The 19652-nt window shown below is 61.7% G+C and carries 12 protein-coding genes and 1 tRNA gene; 7 read left to right on the forward strand and 6 right to left on the reverse strand.

What is annotated here, in order from left to right:
* Positions 1 to 4 precede the first annotated feature (4 nt).
* The gene (locus XH91_RS07475) at positions 5 to 1633 is read right to left on the reverse strand and encodes a flagellar hook-length control protein FliK (protein ID WP_128949983.1); all 1629 of its coding nucleotides are present in this window, start codon (positions 1631 to 1633) and stop codon (positions 5 to 7) included.
* Between the two features lie 362 nt (positions 1634 to 1995).
* On the opposite strand from XH91_RS07475, the gene mnmA reads away from it, so the two are divergent.
* The 5 genes from mnmA (at position 1996) to XH91_RS07500 (ending at position 6161) form a co-directional block, all read left to right on the forward strand.
* Positions 1996 to 3177 (forward strand): tRNA 2-thiouridine(34) synthase MnmA, encoded by a 1182-nt coding sequence (mnmA, locus tag XH91_RS07480; RefSeq protein WP_128949984.1) that lies wholly within the window; start codon positions 1996 to 1998, stop codon positions 3175 to 3177.
* 244 nt (positions 3178 to 3421) lie between these two features.
* Complete coding sequence (locus tag XH91_RS07485) at positions 3422 to 4060, forward strand: class I SAM-dependent methyltransferase (RefSeq protein WP_128949985.1); 639 nt, start codon at positions 3422 to 3424, stop codon at positions 4058 to 4060.
* Between the two features lie 45 nt (positions 4061 to 4105).
* The gene (locus tag XH91_RS07490; RefSeq protein ID WP_128949986.1) at positions 4106 to 4468 is read left to right on the forward strand and encodes a hypothetical protein; all 363 of its coding nucleotides are present in this window, start codon (positions 4106 to 4108) and stop codon (positions 4466 to 4468) included.
* Positions 4469 to 4717: 249 nt separating this feature from the next.
* Positions 4718 to 4794, forward strand: a tRNA-Met gene (locus XH91_RS07495).
* Between the two features lie 239 nt (positions 4795 to 5033).
* Positions 5034 to 6161, forward strand: coding sequence for a metallophosphoesterase (locus XH91_RS07500; RefSeq protein ID WP_128954759.1), 1128 nt, complete (start codon positions 5034 to 5036; stop codon positions 6159 to 6161).
* A 235-nt stretch (positions 6162 to 6396) separates the two neighbouring features.
* Here the strand turns inward: XH91_RS07500 and XH91_RS07505 are convergent, their stop codons facing one another.
* The 5 genes from XH91_RS07505 to XH91_RS07525 form a co-directional block, all read right to left on the reverse strand.
* Positions 6397 to 6609 (reverse strand): MbtH family protein, encoded by a 213-nt coding sequence (locus tag XH91_RS07505; protein WP_128949987.1) that lies wholly within the window; start codon positions 6607 to 6609, stop codon positions 6397 to 6399.
* Between the two features lie 91 nt (positions 6610 to 6700).
* On the reverse strand, positions 6701 to 13150 hold the full coding sequence (locus tag XH91_RS07510; RefSeq protein ID WP_128949988.1) for a non-ribosomal peptide synthetase: 6450 nt from the start codon (positions 13148 to 13150) through the stop codon (positions 6701 to 6703).
* Positions 13151 to 13259: 109 nt separating this feature from the next.
* On the reverse strand, positions 13260 to 15020 hold the full coding sequence (locus XH91_RS07515; RefSeq protein ID WP_164933905.1) for an alpha/beta fold hydrolase: 1761 nt from the start codon (positions 15018 to 15020) through the stop codon (positions 13260 to 13262).
* Positions 15021 to 15241: 221 nt separating this feature from the next.
* The gene (locus XH91_RS07520; protein WP_128949990.1) at positions 15242 to 15715 is read right to left on the reverse strand and encodes a hypothetical protein; all 474 of its coding nucleotides are present in this window, start codon (positions 15713 to 15715) and stop codon (positions 15242 to 15244) included.
* Between the two features lie 868 nt (positions 15716 to 16583).
* Complete coding sequence (locus tag XH91_RS07525) at positions 16584 to 16817, reverse strand: MbtH family protein (protein ID WP_128949991.1); 234 nt, start codon at positions 16815 to 16817, stop codon at positions 16584 to 16586.
* Between the two features lie 411 nt (positions 16818 to 17228).
* Here XH91_RS07525 and XH91_RS07530 point away from each other — a divergent pair, with 411 nt between their 5' ends.
* Together XH91_RS07530 and XH91_RS07535 are read left to right on the forward strand one after the other, a co-directional pair.
* Complete coding sequence (locus tag XH91_RS07530) at positions 17229 to 18530, forward strand: lysine N(6)-hydroxylase/L-ornithine N(5)-oxygenase family protein (RefSeq protein ID WP_128949992.1); 1302 nt, start codon at positions 17229 to 17231, stop codon at positions 18528 to 18530.
* Between the two features lie 10 nt (positions 18531 to 18540).
* Complete coding sequence (locus XH91_RS07535) at positions 18541 to 19581, forward strand: NAD(P)/FAD-dependent oxidoreductase (RefSeq protein WP_128949993.1); 1041 nt, start codon at positions 18541 to 18543, stop codon at positions 19579 to 19581.
* Positions 19582 to 19652 lie beyond the last annotated feature (71 nt).

A 19652-nucleotide genomic window follows, 5' to 3' on the forward strand; every position in this document is an offset into this window, starting at 1 on the left:
CTCCTCACACTCTGATATCGACGCCGCTGCTCGATCCGAGCATGCGGCCATAGCTGCTTCTGACCGGCGGGCTTGCGGCCTGATCGTCCTCGCTGATGATCAGGCGGCGCGAATTGCTGCCATTGTCGTTGTTCTGACCGGCGTTCTGGCCCGATGAGTTCTGGTCGCGCAGGCTGAAGGACAGGCCGTTGCTGCCGGTCTTGAGACCGGCATCGTCGAGCGCGCGCTGCAATTGCGGCGCGTCCTGCCGCAGCATCTGCAGCGTCTCCGGCTTCTCGACGGTGAGATGCGAGGTGACCTGGCCGTTGCGGTCGACATTGATGCGGACGTCGATACGGCCGAGATCGACCGGATCGAGGCTGATATCGAAGCGGGTTTTGCCGGCGCGCGCGGCAGCGGCGATCTCGACCGGAATGCCGCTGATCGGCACGGCATTCGGATTGGCCGCGGTCGCGGTGAGCGTCGCGGTGGAGGCGGTGGCCGTCGATGTCGTTGTGGTCAGCGGCGCCTGCACGGCGTTCGCGGCCTGCGTGCTGGCGTCGGTGGTCGCGGCGGCGACGGCTTGCGTGTCGGCATGCGCGTGTGTGACGGGCGCGACCGGCGTGGCATCGGCGGTGCGATTGGCCGCGTCGGCCTTCGCATCGGTCGTTGCCGCGTCAGTCTGCGGCTTCGGGCCTTGCGGATGCGCGGCCGCGTTGATGGCCGCGGTCGTCGCTGTCGCGGGATTTTGTGCCGTGGTCGCGCTCTGCGTGGTCTTGGTCGGATCCTGGCCGATATTGGAGACGTCGGTCTGGGCTTGCGCGGTCGCGACCGCCTTGAACGAGGCCTTCGGCGTGCCCTGGTCGACCGCGGTGACCTGCGCGGCATTTGCCGTGACATCGGTTGCGGTGCCGTCGGTGTTCGCAACAGCCACATCGGTGAGCGCGGCCTTGGCGTCGGTGGTCTTGCCATCGCCGGTCTTGGCGGACTTGCCTGACGCGTCCGTCTTGGTGCCCGATATCTGCGCCGTGGTCGAGGCGCTGGCGGCGATGCCGGCAGCTGCAATCGTCAGCGGCGACGAGGCGGTGCTTGCCGCCTGGCTCGCCGCTGCATTCGGATCGACCGGCACCACGGGCGCGGCAACGGGAACGGCGGTCGGATCAGGCGTCGCGGCTGGCGTTGCGGTCTGCGCCGCGGCCGAGGTGTCGACTGCGGCGGCGAGGCCATCGGTGCTGTCGGTCTTGGCGTCCTTGGTGTCGCCCGCCTTGGTGTCGGAGGCGTCGGTCTTGTCCTTGGATTTCCCATCAGCCTTTGCCGGTGCGGTCGGCGTATCGCTAGCGGTCGTCGTTGCCTGGGAATCCGTGACGTCGCTCGGCTTGCCCTGCGAGGACTGGTCGGTCGAGGAGCTGTTATTGCTCCGGTCCGACGAGGCGGAGGACGACGACGATGATGATGTGGATGAGGAGTCACTTCGCCGCGGCGCGTTGTCCTGGCTCGAGGACGGGGCGCTGTTGCTGATCGCCTGGGTGTTGCTGTCGACCAGATCGCCAAAGGAGGAACTCGTCGTCTGATCCTTGGTCTGCGGCCGGGCAGGCTTTGCTTGCGCGCTGGAGACCTGCGCACTTGCCGCTACGTCTGATGTACTACCGACCACAGGCGACCCCTCGAAAACATCTTCGGGTCAGGAGGTCAGCAAGGAGCGGGCCAATCGCGTGAGATGACAAATTAGATAGTGAAATCAATCTATTGCTGGATTGACCCAGCCGTCGCTACCCCGCCTGCGGCCCCGTCATTTCTGCCGCCCCGGCAAGAATTGCCTGAAAGCTTGCGGCGGGCATGATTGCTTCACCGGAATGCCGCCTATATTAAAGGGTGCTCTCAGCCGCTTTCGACCGGGCCAGCCAGCGCCCCCGAGGGAACCAAGGGGTTCCCGGGGACTGTTGACGTCCCGGTCCCAGCGACCGGGAAGTGCAACAGGAATCGCGGGAAACGCCGCCGTCACGTCAGCTTAGGCCCATGCTCAACAGTCTGGATCTCGAAGGCCGTCCTGAGGATACCAGGGTCGTCGTTGCCATGTCGGGCGGCGTCGACTCCTCGACGACGGCTGCGCTGCTCAAGGCCGAGGGCTACGACGTCGTCGGCATCACGCTGCAGCTCTACGACCATGGCGCGGCGACCCATCGCAAGGGCGCCTGCTGTGCCGGCCAGGACATCCACGACGCCCGCGACGTCGCGGCCAAGCTCGGCATTCCTCATTACGTGCTCGACTATGAGGACCGCTTTCGCGAGTCGGTCATCGACAACTTTGCCGATTCTTACGCGCTCGGCGAGACACCGGTGCCGTGCATCGAGTGCAACCGATCAGTCAAATTCCGCGACTTGCTGAAGACCGCGCGCGAGCTCGGCGCCCAGGCGCTCGCGACCGGCCATTATGTCGCCTCGCGCCGCCGCGACGACGGCTCGCGTGCGCTGGTCTGCGCGGCAGATAGCGATCGCGACCAGAGCTACTTCCTGTTCGCCACAACGCAGGAGCAGCTCGACTTCCTGCGCTTCCCGCTCGGCGACATGACCAAGCCCGAGACGCGCGAGCTCGCGCGCCGCTTCGGTCTGTCCGTCGCCGACAAGCACGACAGCCAGGACATCTGCTTCGTGCCCACGGGGCGCTACACCGACATCATCACGCGCCTGCGCCCGAACGCGATGGATCCCGGCGACATCGTCGATCTCGACGGCCGCGTGCTCGGCCAGCACAACGGCATCGCCAATTTCACCATCGGCCAGCGCCGCGGCCTCGGCATCGCGGCCGCCGCGCCGCTCTACGTGGTGCGGCTCGATGCCGCGGGTCGCCGCGTCGTCGTCGGCCCGCGCGAGGCGCTGAAGATGCACCGCATCACCTTGCGCGACGTCAATTGGATCGGCGGCGGCGATATCGACAGCGCCATCGGAGCCGGCCTTGAGCTTTTCGTCCGCGTGCGCTCGACCCGCAGCCCCCAGCCGGCGTGGCTGCGCGGTGCAAACGGCCATTACGAGGTCGAGCTCGTCGCCGGCGAAGAGGGCGTCTCGCCCGGCCAGGCCTGCGTGTTCTACGACGCAGCCGGCGGGCAGGCGCGCGTGCTCGGCGGCGGCTTCATTCAGAGCGCTGCCGCGAAAGTCGGCGCCGCCACATCGCGCCCGCTCGCGGAGGCCGTGCGCGGCTAATCATGACGAGATTGGATCGCACTCTCGCGACGCCGGAAGTGCGCTCCCTCTCCCGCTTGCGGGAGAGGGTTGGGGAGAGGGTAGTTCCGCAATGGGGTAGTCCCGGTGCGGAGAGAGCCCTCACCCGCGCCTGCGGCGCGACCTCTCCCGCACGCGGGAGAGGCGCTAGACCGGGGTCGGGGCGAAAACCGACATCGCCAATGACGATCAGGTTTCAGTAGAATATCAGGCAGGGCAGGGGGGCATGGCAGCAGACATCTCGCGGGCCGGGGTCGAAAAGGCCTATGGCCGTTGGGCGCCGGTCTATGATCTCGTCTTCGGCAAGGTGTTCGACGCCGGCCGGCAGTCGACCATCGCCGAGGCCGACCGCATCGGCGGCCGCATCCTCGATGTCGGCGTCGGCACCGGTCTCTCGCTCTCCGACTATTCGCGCACCACGAAGATCTGCGGCGTCGACATTTCCGAGCCGATGCTGCGCAAGGCGCAACAGCGCGTCCGGAGCCTGCGCCTCTCCAATGTCGAAGTGCTCTCGGTGATGGATGCGAAGAACCTCGCGTTTCCCGACGCCTCCTTCGACGCGGTGGTCGCGCAATATGTCATCACCGCCGTGCCCGATCCCGAAGGCACGCTCGACGAATTCGTGCGCGTGCTCAAGCCCGGTGGCGAGCTGATCCTGGTCAACCACATCGGCGCCGAAAAGGGCCTGCGCAAACTCTCCGAGCTCGCCTTTGCGCCCTTGGCGCGCCGCCTCGGCTGGCGTCCGGAATTCCCGTGGCAGCGCCTGGTGAATTGGGCCGCCAAACATGGCGGCGTCACGCTCGCCGAGCGCCGCCCCATGCCGCCGATGGGCCATTTCTCGCTGATCCGCTACCACAAATCGTAACCTTCACAGGCGGAACACCGGCCCTCGCTCGCGCGTTTCCCTTCCATGCGCACGACATCGAACATCATTCTGGCCAGCCTCGTAATCGCAGCCTCTGCGCCAGCGATTGCGCAGGCGCCGCCCGCCCCGGCGACGCCGCCGCAAGCGACCGCGCCGCCATCCCCGCAACACATCGCCGACTGCGCCCCGCAAGACCGCCCGAACCGCGCCACCGCGCCTGACGGCACCACCACGGGCCAAGCCCGGGAACCGCTCGGCGATCGTCTGGCGAAATCCGACGGCGTGCTCTGCCCGCCCGCCGGCGTCGACCCCGAAATGCACGCCCCGGCGCCAAGCACTGACGGCAACATGCCCGTCATCCCGCCCCCCGGCAGCCCCGGTGGCGATCCCAATGTGAAGCCGAAATAGCCGAGTTCTCGCGCCCCGGGCCTCCTGCGCCTCTCCCCGTCGGGAGAGGCCGAAATCCGCGCCAAGCGCGAATTTCGGGTGAGGGGCCTGGTCACGAGTCCGGCGCCTGAAAAGGCCAATTTTCCCGCGGACTTGTCCCGCCGAAGCCTTGGCGAAGGCGGAAGCTTTTCGGATTGACTTCCCGCCGCCCCCTTCTTTATATGCCGCGCGTTCGCGAGATCGGCCGTAGCAGGCCTCCGCGATCCCTGTGGCGGGGTAGCTCAGCTGGTTAGAGCACGGGAATCATAATCCTGGGGTCGGGGGTTCGAGTCCCTCCCCCGCTACCAATCATCCCTCCAAGTTCCCATTTGATAGCTTGATGGTCTCGGCCGAGCCTGACGTAGGGCACCGGGTCTGTTTGAATGGCGCGTCGGCTCTGACGTTGACGCGCGTACGCGCCGCAAGGGGGCGTGGGGCGACATGGTCGAAGCCCTGCCGAACGAAGTCGAAGTCATCGCGCTGTTCGTCGACGACATCGCGTCGTCGAGAGCTTCTACTACGCACTGATCAAATCCGGAGCGAACCGATTCCCCAGCTCATATTCGGCCTGGCCTATCTGCTGATCCTGATCCGCTTTCTCTGGCCGCTGCAGTTGCCGCTCTCGATCAAGATCGTGGCGGCGGCGCTCATCCTGGTCGCATTGCAGTTTCACCGGTGGAGCAAGCTCTCGTCGGGCTCGGTGTTCTCTCCGGAGTTTCCACGTCCGGTGGTCGCTCTCTTCAACTGGGCGTTCGGCGCGATCGTCCTGCTGGCATTGCTGCAATTGCTGCTCGATGCCGGACTCCTGGTCGCAATGCTGATCCACGGCGGCATCGTGAGCGCGCCCGATGGCATCAGATACGGACTGGCGGGGCTGGCTGCCGTCGCAGCCGCAATCGGCGTGCATCAGGCGATGCGGATTCCGCCGCTGAAAGACGTGGAAGTCGGTATCCGCGGGCTTCCGCGGCAATTCGACGGATACACAATTCTGCAATTGACCGATCTCCACATCAGCCGGCTGTTTCCCGCGTCATGGGCGCGCGCCGTCGTCGAGCGATCGAACAAGCTCGGCGTCGATTTGATCGCGATCACGGGGGATCTGATTGACGGCACTCTCGATGCGCGGCGCGCCGACGTCGAGCCATTGCGAGACTTGAAGGCGACCGACGGCGTCTACGTGATCTCGGGCAATCATGAGTACATTTTTGGCTACAGAACCTGGATCGCGCGCTTCGCCGAATTGGGGCTGCTGTCGCTCGAAAACAGCAGCGTCGTTCTCGATCGCGACGGCGGCAAGCTGGCTGTCGCCGGCATCACCGACCGGGCGTCGCGCCACGGAGGGCAGCATCCTGTCCGAGATCTTGCTGCCGTCCTAGAAGGCCTCCCCAACGGCGCCCCCGTCATCCTGCTCGATCACCAGCCGAGCGACGCGCGACACGCAGCCAGGCTCGGCGTGGCTCTGCAATTGTCCGGACACACCCACGGCGGATTGATTCTCGGGATCGACCGCCTGGCCGCACGCGCCAACGCCGGCTTTGTATCGGGTCGTTACGACGTCGATGGGATGACGCTTTATGTGAACAACGGCACCGCGCTTTGGCCCGGCTTTGCGCTGCGGCTCGGTCGCCCCTCCGAGTTGACCCGGATCACGCTGCGCCCAGCGGGCGCGATCTGACCGTATACGGTCGGCCACCGCGTTCTCGGTTCGTCGGGCAAAACACCCGGCAAAGCTCGGGCAAGCGGAGCCGCGAGAACGAGAATGTCCGTGTGCTATGTCGATGGTGCGAAAACTGCCTGAGGCTAGCAAACTATCTTAATGTCAATTGTTCCAGTGGAACTAGCTCGCGAGCAACGTCGATCGGGTGCGGGGAGCGCCCGGCGAGCAATTCGCGCCGCAGGGCTCGCGGAAATTACCGGTCTGGCGCGCGTTGGTCGCGGAGACTTGCCGGCCGCATATCGACCCAGACCTGCTCAACGTAAGCAAGACATTCCTCCTTGCTGCCCGTTTTCGGGGCGAGCTGCCAGCCTTGCGGCACTTCGCGCCCGAGCGGCCAGATCGAATACTGTTCCTCGCCGTTGACGACGACCTGGTAGTGGCCGTCCTGGTTCTCTTGCCTGTTCACCGGGTTCTCCTCGTTCAATTGCCTGGTTCGGATACAGGAGATTCAGAAGCGAATATTGCGGGCGGGCCGGGTTCGCCCGGACGGCGGTCCTTCAATTGAGGCTGTGCGCGGCCTCCTCTGGTGTTTGCTCGAGCTTCGCGAGCAGGCGATCGATTTGATCGTCCCCGCGTTTCTCCATCATGGATTCGACGGTCGCCTGCGCCAGCGCTTCGACCGTGGGATTATCGAACATGAGGCGGACGGGCAGTTCGGCCCCAAACTCATCTCTGATCCGGGAAATGACGCGAGTGGCCAACAACGAATGCCCTCCCAGCTCAAAGAAGTTGTCCTTGATGCCAACGCTCGGCACCTGAAGGATGTCACTCCACAGGCGCACCAGCGCAATTTCCACCGGCGTCCTCGGCACTTCGCCGGCGGTGGAATGGGACGCTTCCTCTTGCGGGTCGGGCAGGTTGTTGCGGCTCAGCTTCCCACTCGGCGTAAGCGGCAGCGATCCCACAATGACATATGTCGCCGGAATCATTTGCTCGGGCAAAATGGCGCGAAGATGCGCCCGGAGGTCTTCCGTCGACACAGGCGATTCCGGATCGGCCTGGATGTAGCCGAACAGACGAAGCTCGCCGCGGCTTTCGCGGGCAACCACAACGGCTTCGCGGACCGACGGGTGCGTCCGTAGGGCAACTTCGATCTCGCCGAGTTCGACCCGGAAGCCACGAATCTTGACCTGCTGGTCCGACCGTCCGAGGAACTGAAGCTCTCCGTTCGACAGAAAGCGCGCGCGGTCGCCTGTTCTATACAGTCGTCCTCCTTTCGTGCTTTGCCCATCCGGGACGAAGCGCTCGGCCGTCAGGGCGGGCCGTTCCAGATAGCCATGCGCCAGAGCAGAACCGCCAATGCAAAGCTCGCCCGGAATACCGATCGGGCAAAGCTGTCCATGCGAGTCGAGGATCTGGATCACCGTATTGGGGAGCACCCGGCCGATCGACGGGCGCGCCGGCCAGTCGCTTGCCGCGCCGGTCAGCGCGAGTTCGGTCACGACGTGAGACTCGGTCGGTCCGTATTGATTGTACAGATTCGCGCTCAACCGAGTGATCATCGCAGCTATCTGTGGCGTGATCTGTAGTTGTTCGCCGGCCGTGACAATCTCTGTCAACGAATGGGGAAGGACCGCCGCATGTCGAGCGTGCTCTGCCAGTTGCTGGAGCGCGACATAAGGAAGGAAGAGTCGACGCACGTTTTCCTGATGCAGCAATTTCCATAGAGCGGGCGGATCCCTGCGCTGCTCCTCTGTTATGAGGACGAGCGTTCCGCCGGCGCCCAACGTCGAGAATATTTCCTGGAACGAGACGTCGAAACTCAAGGAAGCGAATTGCAAAGTTGGCGCCGCTGTCGGCAGCGCGGACCGGGCGATTTGCCAACGGATCAGTGATGCGAGCGGACCATGCGGCATCGCTACGCCTTTCGGTCTGCCCGTCGACCCGGATGTATAAATGACATAAGCGAGGCTGCCGGCCGTAGCGGATACGGCCGGATTGTCGTCAGCGAGAACAGCGGGTTCAAGGTCATCGATGGCGAGCAGCACGCCGGTCGCTTCCGACAATTCGCTGCGCCGCGCACTTTGCGTCAGCATCAATGCGACACGCGCATCTGCAGCCATGTAGGCAATGCGCTCTTTGGGGTAGGAAGGATCGATCGGAACATAGGCCGCTCCAGCCTTCAGCGTTGCGATAAGGGCGACGATCATATCCACCCCACGCTCGATGCAGATCGCCACGCGAGAGCCCGGTCCGATGCCAAGCCCGATCAGACGGTGCGCCAGAGCATTGGCGCGGCAGTTGAGTTCCTTGTAGGTGGTTTTTTCCTCTCCTGCGACAAGCGCGACTTCGTCCGGCAAGAGCGCCGCCTGCTTCTCAAACAGCACGTGGCTAATTTCCGGTTGGATCGGATCTTCGGTGTCGTTCCAGTCCGCGAGGGCTGCCGTCTCGGCCGGCAGAAGCATCGGCAGCGACCATATCGGACGATCCGGCTCGTTCATCGCCGCGGTGACCAAAGCGCCATAGTGTCCCGCAAAGCGCGCGACCGTAGACCGATCGAACAGATCTGAATTGTATTCGATTCCGGCGCGAAGGTCGCTCGACGATTCCGACAAGAACATCGTCAGATCGAATTTGGATATGCCGGCGCTCAGCGACAGGGTATCTTCATCGAGCAGGCCGTCGGCTGCCATGGGTCGGCCCATGTTCTGCAAGGCAATCATGACCTGGAAGAGCGGATTGTAAGAGAGATTTCTGCTCGGCTGGATCTCCTCGACCAGCCTCTCGAAAGGAATGCCCTGGTGTGCGAAGGCGCCCATCGTCACATCGCGCACCTCCGAAACCAGGGCACGGAAAGTGGAGTTTGCCGAAAATTGGGTGCGGAGTACGAGCGTGTTCACAATAAAACCGATCAACCCTTCGAGTTCGGGGCGCACCCGGTTGGCAATCGGAGAACCCACCACCAGGTCTTCACGACCAGTATAGCGATAGAGAAGGACATAAAACGCTGACAGCAAAGTCGTAAAAAGGGTTACTTGCTCCTGCTCGGAGAAAGTCTTGACGCTCTTGAGGAGCGATGGCGGCAGGGTGAACGTGTACAAGCCTCCGGTGAAGGTTTGCATCGCCGGCCGCGGTCTGTCCGACGGCAATTCGAGCAGTGGGGGTGCACCCTGGAGTTTGTCTTTCCAGTAGCTGACGTCGCGCTGCAGCACCGGGCCGGACAAGTATCGACGCTGCCAGGAAGCGAAGTCCGCATACTGGATCGGGAGATCGGGCAACGATGGAGGCCTCCGGCTACGCCGGGCCTCGTAGAGTGCGACAAGCTCTCGGGATATGATGTCCATCGACCAACCATCCGCGGCAATGTGGTGGATGGTTAGAAGGAATAGATTGTCATTGTTGTGCAGACGTATGAGTTCTGCCCGCAAGACCGGTCCGTGCTTCAGGTCGAACGGCATCCGTGTCTGCCGCGTGGTCAGGCGTTGCATCTCGAGTTTCTTGGTTTGCTCGGGCATGTTGCGAAGGTCGTGAACGGGCATCTTGATTTGGAGAGACGGTGCGATCACCTGCACTGGCTCGTCCGCGACCGTGTCAAAGGTCGTGCGCAGCGTTTCGTGGCGCACGATGAGGTCGTTGAGGGCGCCTTCGAGCGCTGCCACGTCGAGCGCTGCGAAGCGCACCGGCATGGCGATGTTGTAGACGGCGCTGTGCGGATCGAACTGGTCCAGGAACCAGAGGCGCTGCTGCGCAAATGACAACGGGATCGGCCGATCCCTGGCAATTCGGGGGATCGTGGAGACCTGTGGCTGAGGATCTGAACCGACCAGCGGCTTGATGATTGCCGCCAGTTGCTCGATCGTCGGCGCTTCGAACAGGCGCTGGAGTGGCACGTCGATCTGCAAGTTATCGCTTATCCGCGCGATGATTTGTGTGGCGATCAGAGAATGGCCGCCAAGCCGAAAGAAATTGTCCCGGATTCCGACCACGTCGGTGTGGAGGACGTCCATCCAGATCTGTGTCAAGTAAATTTCGAGATTGTCGCGCGGCGCGAGATATTCTTCGATGCCGGAAATTGGGGCGTCCAGGCGCGCGACGATTTCTGCCAACGCACGCCGGTCGATGTCGCCTTTGCGGTCATAAGGGATCTCTCGCCTAAGTTCGAACGTCGAGGGCATCAGCCGCGCCGGTATCCGTTCAGCCAGGAAGCTCTGCAGCTCCGATACCGGAACGTCCCGAGACAGCTTTAGAAATGCAACTACCCCCCGGTCATGCAAGCCCTGGCGGGTTCGTGCCGCAACGGCCGCTGCCTCCACTGCCGGATGTTCGCGAAGAGCAGCCTCGATCTCGACGAAGTAGGTCTTCAAATGGCCCGTTAGCAGAGCATCTTCCATATCGCCATGCAGGACGAACTGCCCGTTCTCGAGCCGAGCAAAATCATCGGTCCGATAGCCTGGCTCGGGGTGGGACAAATCGGGATTTTGTACATAGATATGTCCAGGCACGCGTCCCGGCACGGGCTCGAGGTCGCGTCCCAGAAGGTTGATTCGGACGCCGGCAGCCGGAATTCCAAGCGGAATGACCGCTGCATCTGGCTTGAGAAGCGCGAGCGGTTGAATCAAATAAAAGCCACCCGCGGCCGGGTCACCCGACACCATATGAATCCGCCCGATGAGCTCGGGCGTGAGCGCTTCCTGAAGCTGGCCCCAATCCAATCCGCGTTCGGTAGAAAGCACGAGCCGGACACTTCGCAAGGACCGCGGAAATTCCCGGACCAACCGCTCCAGATCCGCCAGAGCGAGGGACAGGACGGTAACCGAGGAGTCATGCAGCAGCGTTGCAAAGCGCCGCGAGCGAAACGACAATTCGGGCGGCACAAATACGATTGCCGCTCCGGCGGCCAGCGCACCGAAGATTTCGTACCGCCCGCAATCGGAGCCGATCTTGGAAAGATGGGCGACGCGATCCTCCGGCGACAGGCGAAGGAAACGGTCACATCCAGCGCGGCTGAGCATCCGATGGCTGAGGTGCACAGTGGTCATTTTGGCTGTGCCGTCAACCTGGGCAAGCATCATTGCGGGCGAGTCGAGCGTTACGGAGTTTGCGAGTTCATCGTCCGGGCGGGTCGCCGAATCTGCCCAAACCTCGTCAAAGCGGACGACCTCTCCCCCGAATTGTCGGAAGCACGGCTCGGTAGCTTCGTCTACGATCACCAATGCCGGCCGAAGCGCCGTCAAGATGCGCTCCGCCCGATCGGAGTTCAGCGGGAGCCCGCCTGGTGCCAAGATGTCGGCCGGATCGATCGGAGCCCAGACCAAACCCGCCTTCAGGATCGCCAAGATGAGCGCGAGCCCTCCCGATCCGGACCTGGAAGCGACCGCGACGGTGCTGCCGGCGCTCAGCTTCCCGAGGAAAGACGTGCGCGCGATCCGGTTCGCCCGCTGGTTCAGCTCGAAATAGGTGCACGTACCATTGGGATCGATGGTGGCAAGGGCTGTCGGTGAGCGTGCCGCATGGGCGGCGATGCGGGCTCCCAGGACTTCCGTCGGCACCGCCGCTGTTTCCGGGGCATCGGCCGAATCCGCGGTTTTGATGACCTCGTCGGGCATCCATATGGAGAGGCGCGACAGCGTTTCGCGAGGATTCTCAACAATTCTGTGCAGCAACGCTATGTAGCGCTCGATCATGACCTCGGCGGTCGATTCATCGAAAAGGTCGGTGTTAAATTCGAGAGCTCCTTGTGCACCGGCTCCGGTATCGAGCACCGACATCGTCAAGTCGAACTTGGCAGTACCGTTGCCGACCGCGCCAGCCTGGATCTGGGATCCCAACGGCTGGATGGGAGCTGCGCTGCGGTCGACCGCTCCGATGTTTTGGACCCCGAACAGGATCTGGAAAAATGGATTGCGGCTCAAATCTCGGTCGAGCTGAAGTTCGTCGACCAACTTCTCGAACGGCATGTCCTGATTGCTATAGGCTTCCAGCGCCACGTCACGCTCGCGCACAAGCAACTCGACAAAGGTCGGATCGCCCGAGAGATCCGTCCGCAAGACCAGCGTGTTGACAAAGAAGCCGATCAACCCTTCAAGCTCCGAACGGGTCCGGTTGGCGATAGGCGATCCGACGGCGATGTCGGTTTCCCCACTCAAACGGTGGAGCAACACCTTGAACGCGGCGAGCAGCGTCATGAACAGCGAGGCGCGGCTGGCGTTGCCGAGCGTCTTGAGCGCTTCGCACAGCTTCTGGTCCAGCGTAAAGACGCGGACCGACCCGTTACTGGTCTGCACGGACGGTCTGCGACGATCGGTGGGGAGATTGAGCACGGACCGCAGGCCGGAGAGCTGCTTGCGCCAGTAACCGAGCTGCTTTTGCAGAAGCTCGCCGCGGAACCACTCTGCCTGCCATACCGCGAAGTCCGGGTATTGAACCGTCAGTTCCGGCAACGGCGAGGGGCTCCTGCGCAAGAATGCCACATATATTGTCGTCAATTCCCGATTGAGCACCGACATCGACCAACCATCGGAGACGATGTGATGCATCACCAGCATCAGAAAGCTCTGGTTGGAATTGAGGTGCACCAGCGAAGCATATAGCAATGGTCCTGTTCTAAGATCGAACGGCCGTCGGCTTTCCGCATAGATGAAGCGGCTCAGAGCCTCCTCCCGGGCCGCCCCGGAACGCGAACGCAGATCGACGATGGCGAGCTTGAGCTTCAAGGAAGGCTTGACGACCTGTGCGGGTTGGCCGTCGACCACCTCGAATGTCGTCCTCAAGGCTTCGTGCCGCCGTACGATTTCATTTATGGTTCGTTCGAGAACCGCCACGTCGACGCGGCCATACAGCGGGACCGATGTCGCAATATTGTACGCGGGATTACCCGGTTGAAATCGGTCGAGAATCCACAACCGGGATTGCGCAAAGGACAGAGGACGAGCACGCCGCTCGCCATTCTTGACGAACTGGGACGCGGAGCCGTTCGGTTGATTTGGTGCCTGAGAGATCGTGGACAACACTGCACCTCCACTTTTGCGGGAAATCCCGACGACTGAACCTAGCCCGTGCCGCTGTCATCGAGGCCATCGCCGTCCGGCGAGGCACCCGATCTTTTGTCTTCCCGGCTCATTTACCGGCCTGGAGCAACCCGGCCGTGTCAGCCGACTTGCTCACATAGGCGGGATCCAGCGAAGGCATGTGTCCATCGCTACGCTCGGGCATGCCATCACCGGAGACAAACCATTCAATCATGCGTGCCACGACATCAGCTCGATCATAGAGAAAGTAATGCGTCGCTCCCGGAGCCTGCAGCAGACGCGCACGTGGAAATAACCCGCTCGCCCATTCCGAAGCTTTGGGCGCCGCGACACGGTCGTACTCCGATGCGAAAAACAGGATCGGGACGTCGATTTGGCCCGCGACTTCGTTAACATCGTAGTGCCAGAAATCGATCATCTGACGCGCAAATCTGATCGTTGTGCTCGCGTCGCGAAACGGCCGTAGCACCGGCATTCTCAGGTCACGGTTCATCGCGCCGAGAACAGCCTCCGACTCGTCTGTTTCCGTCATCAGGTCCAAGCCGGCCTCAGTCGCACCCGAGGTTAGTGAAGCCGCTATGTACGAGGCCGTCGACGGTCTTTGTTCCAGCTCGCTGAAAATGGCCTCAAACTCGGTTTCAAACGGCGTATCAAAATTGGGCGAGCTCTCGAGACACTTCACCTGCATATTCAGGAACGTCATGGAGAGCACCCGCCCCGGGTGGCGCAGAGCGAATTCCGCCGCGATCTTAGGGCCGGTGCACCATCCGACCAGATGGACGCGAGTCACCGACTCCCGCTCGAGGATTGACGCTAGTTCGGCAACATGATCGAGAAGCGAGAGCTGGGATTCCGACTCCTCGAGCCCGCGCGGATCCCAACTCAGAACCCGAAACCGCGGGCGTAGATGGGCTATCAGCCGAGACCATGGTTTCGGTCCCTGGCCTAGGGCGTTGAGCAGCACAATCGCCTCTCCGTCGCTGCTCGTAGAACTATGGGAAAGCTCTCGCTCGCCGCTATGCGTCGTTCGGGTCTCCGGAGGCTTCGAGGCGTGAGAAACGAGCGCACTATGTTCGGACAATTGCGTCTGATGTGCCGATTTCGCCAAATCATCGAACTCGGCGGGACCCAGACCAGGTTGAGCAGACCTCATGCCTGCGGCGTTGTAGGCATGTTCGATCACCTCGCGGTTCGGTTGCCCCAGGTGTTCGGCGAAATTCATCAACCGTCGATCAAACAGCGCGTCGATGGCGGTTAGCCGCGGAGAGAACAGTTCCTTGGCGTCCAATGCCAGCAGGCTTACGCCGTAAATGTTGCCGACCCGCTCGAGAAAATCCTCCCCCGACAGGCTCTCCGCCCCCGCGACAACGTAGTTGCCGCCCTCTGTCCGATCAGCAATCGCCATGATGATTGCTGCTGCTTGCTCGGTTCTCAGAACATTGACCCGGGCGGTCGGCGCAATCAGGCACCGGAGCCCTCGGTATTCGAATAGATCATCAGCCCGTTCATCGATTTCCGTCTTGAGATCAAACAAGGTGGACAGGAAATGAAGGACGCCTTCTTGCGCGATATCGTCGGGAGGAGCGATATCAAGCGTCAGCGTCGTTCGGAACGACCGCGTCACGGGGAAATCCATCGGGACCGGATTGCGATCGACGACCGACGCGCCTCGCGGCATAATCCAGCGCCAACGCTGGCCGCCGCAATAAGGTGTCGTAACCACATTCAGCGCGCCGATAGGGGTAGCCCGAACGGTTTCGAGCAGCGATCCGGCAATGGACTCTCCACTCGAGGCGAAGTGCCATACGTCCGCGCCGGCAGCGTTCTCCAATGAGGAGAGGGGCTCCATCTGTCCCGCTCCAGCCCTTGGCTCTCGGCGGAGCGAAATTCGCCGCACCAAGGACTCGAAGCGCGCGTACGCCACCGGTGGCGCCAAGACGCTTACTTGCTGGGAACGCGACAACCGCTCGGCGGCGATGAAGGCCGCCAACAGGCCAGGCGTCCCAGTGAAGACAGCACTCTCTTGCGACATGCCGAGGTACCCGTAACGTCATCCGCCCTGGCGGAGCATCAAGCGGCAGCTCCAGGTGCCCCGCCCGGGGGTGAGAAGGGATCGCTGGCAGCGGGTGCGCTAGGAGAAACCGGCCCCACCAAGTTCATCGCCGTCGTTGAAACGGACAGCAGGCTTTGGCCCAAGTTTCTCACATCCGTAAAACCGAGGTCATTGATGTCGCTCTCGGCTATCAGCTGTTTCAATGCGGCCTTGTACTTGTCATACGCCTCGGCATATTGCTGCGGCAGCGTCGGATTGCTGTAGAGCGATTGTACCTTCTGTTGATATTCATCTTGCGCGACGCGGAACTGCTCTGGCTGTTGGCTCTGATAGGCCCTCTCGATCCCGCGTTCGAATTCGGTCTGGATGTTGCGGCACTGGCTTTGCGAGTCCGCCCAGGCATCAGCCACATCCCGGAAATATCTCTCGTGGATCAACTGCAGCTGCCTGTACACCGGCTCGTTTGATTTGTCTTGGTTTGTCATCGTCATAGGAGCCTCCCTACGTTCGGTTGGATTGGGTCATTTACGATAGCGCCACGCGCGGTCTCCTGGTTGCGCCTAAAATACCGGTGCACCATGTTCGTGCTTAGCGTCGATCCAAAAAAAGATCTCGAGTGCCTGGCATCGTTTGCCATCCCTTGGTCTTCCGATGCACGCCATGATCCGTTCGACCGATAAGATCGCGATGGTGGCGTGCCGGTGGTGGCAAGCTTGTTCGGAATGTTTCTGTTCTTGCTGACGCTTTCCGCTGAAAGCGGACATCAACTGTCGGCAGGTCGAAGTCGTGATCGTCGAAAATGTCGAGATCATTAGAGGATGTGACGCTGGCAAATTCGTCATGCCGCCCGGGCAATGGATCGCCAGACGGATGAGCGGTCAGCTCGGCGACTGCCGACGCCTCGCCAGGGTTGGTGGACGATCGAACCAAAGCGCGCTTGCCTTTCTGCTCTGGGCATCGACCCGACGGACGGCCAGAACACTAAAAACAATATGCTTCCGGACAGGCTCTCTCCCTGATCTCCCACGCACTTCGGATTGTTACCAGCTTGATCAAAGATGCGCGGTCTTACGGGTGGTCAGCGATCTCCGAGCGAGTTCAAATATTGTTCCACGGCTAACAATCTCGCTGCTCACCCAGAGATTGTATTACCACATTCTATACGCTTCCGTGAATGAAATTTGCGCCAGCTAATCAAAAGATCGGAAGGCAGGCGTCGTCTTGGTTCGCCTTCGCCCATGAGACCGGCGCGCGACCGCGCTCTCTTGCGATTGCTTCAGGACTACAAAAATAAGGACCCGATCAATGGGTTATTGATTGGTCACAGACTACGCCATATGGCCTGCGCGAAGACTTCTCTCACTGCTCCTTGGCAGCAGAGGCTTCGTGATCCGTTCGCTGCGTCATCTGCTGCCTGAGGCTCAGCGGGCGCATGTCAGTCCAGACTTGCTCGACATAGGCAAGGCACTCCTCCTTCGAGCCGACCTTGCCCGCGTCGCGCCAACCGAGCGGCAGATTGTCGCGGTCGGCCGGCCAAATCGAATACTGCTCTTCATGATTGATCACGACTTTCATTTGTCCGTCATCAGGCATGTCAGCTCTCTCGTAAAACGTTCGGCGCAAAATCACGATTCCGATCACCGGATACTTTCACAACAACTGAAAGTAGGATATTGTTAGAAGAAGAAACTAGGAATAGTATCAAAGTCCACTCCTCCTCTTTATGAGGCTCGTGGAAATCTTAGACGCCGGTTTCTGAATTTGAGCGGTGTTGCGGGCACGTCGATAATTGCCCCGTTGAGGCTTGCGTACATAGCGAAATACATCGAGGGAGGGACAGATTGGAATCTCCCATTGATACTGCGAGGGCGTCGATAGCCATTGATATCGACGGCAACCACGAAGTGTTCGGATCACCGGCCGAGGCTACATCCGACCGGTGCGCGCTATTCGTCAAACCACAAGTTCATAACGGGATTTGGCCCTTATCACCGAGAGAGCGCCATGATCTATCAGTGTGTCGGCGTCGGCATCGGACCGTCGAACCTAAGTCTTGCCTCGCTTCTCTATCCGTATAAGGGCGTGCTCAGCGCCTTCTTCGACCGAAAGCCGGAATTCGCGTGGCATGACGGGATGTATTTCCCTGGCGCGAAGCTGCAGGTCGCGTTGTTCAAAGATTTGGTTACGCTGTCGGACCCGACAAATCCCTTCTCGTTTATTTCTTACCTGCATGCCGAGGGTAAGATTCATCATTTTCTCAATGCTCGATTCGAGGCGGTGCCGCGGCGTGAGTTCCGGAACTATCTGAAATGGGCGAGCGATTCGAACGAGAACGTTCATTTCGGTGAAGAGGTCACGCAGATCCGGTTCGACGGGCACTTTGTCGTAGAAACAGACAAGCGCTGTATCCGTGCCGAGAACATTGCCGTCGGCGTCGGCACAGAGGCCCATATTCCGAGCTTCGCCCGAAACCATATCGGCCCAACACAATTCCATGTCAGCGAATATGGCGCCAAGGCCAAGTCGCTCAAGGCGAAGCGCGTCGCCATCGTCGGCGGCGGTCAGTCCGGCGCCGAAGCGTTTCTCGACGCAATCTCCTGCGACCACGACCTGCTGCCGAAGCAGGTCACCTGGATATCGCGCCGCGAGAATTTCCTGCCATTGGACGATTCTCCTTTCGTCAACGACTATTTCATGCCGAGCTTTTCCGATTACTTTTTCGGTCAGGATGCCGAGTTCAAGAGGGCGTTCCTCGAACGGAACGTTCTGGCGAGCGATGGCATCTCGGAAAAGACACTCCGGGAAATCTATCAGCGACTCTACGAGCTCCGCTTTATCGAGGATTGCGGCAATGTGTCCGTGCTGATGCCTGGCCGAACGGTCGAGCAGGTCTGGCACGATGGTCGGCAATGGGGCCTGGCCGTGACCCATGATGCGACCAAATCGGAAGAGGAGCCTGTCTACGCCGACATCGTCATATGGGCGACCGGCTTCCGCAGTGCCCGCATGCCGTTTCTCGATCCGCTCGTGTCGCGCCTTGAATACGAAGACGTCGAGGTTCGCATCGACACCAATTTTGCGGCGGTCTGGGACGGTCCGGCCAATCGGCGCATCTTCATGCTGAACGCCGCGCGGCGGCAACGCGGGTTGGCTGAACCCAATCTCAGCCTGATCGCCTGGCGCAGCCAATGCGTGATTGAGGCGATGCTGAGCGGGGTAAGCTGCACGCGCGCAGCCCAGAAGCAGTCCTTCATGACCTGGCAGCCGATCAATGCTTGGTCCGAGCGCCAGCACCGCGCGGTGTGAGGGGGCGGCCATGCGCGAACGGGTGGTCGTTGCGGGCGCGGGGATTATCGGCTCCGTCATCGTTCGACAGATCTTGGCCGAGCGACCCGGCACGGAAATCATCGCGATCGACCGGGACTTGGTCGGCTCAGGCGCGTCACGGCGTTCTGCTGGGCTACATTTTCCGGTTGGCCGGACCGAGCGCGTACGCGCCATGACCGAGATGAGCGAGCGCTACTATCAAGCGCTCGCAGCCCGCGATCCCAGCCTGCCGATCTATCCAGTAGCAATGCATGCGGTGGCCTTCGGCACGGCTGCCGAGGCAGCATGGCGCAATTTCATCAAAGCGGGGCCGATCGAAACATCGCCGCCAGCCTGTCGACGGGTGGCGATGGGGCAACCGGTCGGCGCTTCGGTCTGGTCGGTCCCAGGTTGCCACTACACCGATGTCGCGACCCTGGCAGGTCGTCTTGTTCGAGAATTTCGGTCCGCGATCTCGCTCCTTGAAGGCGTCGCCGTCGCAAATATCCGAGAGGAGGCAGGCGCCGCCGTACTGGTGCTCTCGACCGGCGAGACGTTGAGGGCGGACCGATTGATCCTGGCGCCGGGCCCGTGGGTGAATGCGCCGGCATGGCGTGCGCTGGTCGCGCCGCTCGGCATCCGGATCAAGAAAATCATCGCCCTCCATCTGGATGCTCCGGTGGAGAAGGCTGATGCTGCGGTCGTGTTCCCGGAGGAGGACGCTTTCCTGCTGCCGCTGCAGCATCGTGGCCATTGGCTTTTCAGTTATACGTGCCTCGATTGGGATGTCGATCCGGACGCGCCGCAGCCTGGTGTAAGTCGACAGAATCTCGATGAGGCGCAAGCGGTGCTTCGACGTTACGCACCGGAGCTGGTCGAGAAATTGCGGTCCGGCCGTGTGTTCTGCGACGCGTATAGCCCGAGTCGGGAACCGATTGTCGCCAGGGTCGGCGCAAGCGGCCGGATCATTTTCGCCGGCGCTGCAAACGGATCCGGCTATCGTCTGGCACCGGCCATCGCTGCCGAGACGTTGCGGCTGCTCGACGACTGATCACTCGGCCCGAGGAACGCACGCTATGAAGATTACAACCTTGGACGAAAGCGCCTACTCCGCCGCGTTCG

The sequence above is a fragment of the Bradyrhizobium guangzhouense genome, from assembly GCF_004114955.1.
Lineage (GTDB): Bacteria > Pseudomonadota > Alphaproteobacteria > Rhizobiales > Xanthobacteraceae > Bradyrhizobium > Bradyrhizobium guangzhouense.